Source organism: Cupriavidus sp. SIMBA_020 (assembly GCF_046535395.1).
Classification (GTDB): domain Bacteria; phylum Pseudomonadota; class Gammaproteobacteria; order Burkholderiales; family Burkholderiaceae; genus Cupriavidus; species Cupriavidus campinensis.
On record NZ_JAWRWU010000517.1, the window covers coordinates 1 to 274 of the forward strand.

Annotated in this window: 1 pseudogene; it reads left to right on the plus strand. The window is 66.1% G+C overall.

Annotated features, from left to right (window positions below):
• Positions 1–274 (plus strand): annotated as a pseudogene (locus SB751_RS30305) (citryl-CoA lyase); the annotation flags it as partial.

Below are 274 nucleotides of genomic sequence, written 5' to 3' on the forward strand. Positions count from 1 at the left end.
GTCCGAAATCTTGCCCTATGGGACGCAATGCGACGACCTCGAAAAACTCGCCGTCGATACCGTGGCCGCCTGGCGCGCGCGCGGCACGCCGATTCCGGGCCTCGGTCATCCGCTGCACAAGCCGATCGATCCGCGCACGCCGCGACTGTTCGAACTCGCCGCGCAGAACGGTTTGTCGGGCGACTATGTGAAGCTCATGCAATTGATCGGCAAGGAAGCGGAGCGCGTGTCGGGCAAGGCGCTGCCGATCAACGCGACGGGCGCGATCGGCGCG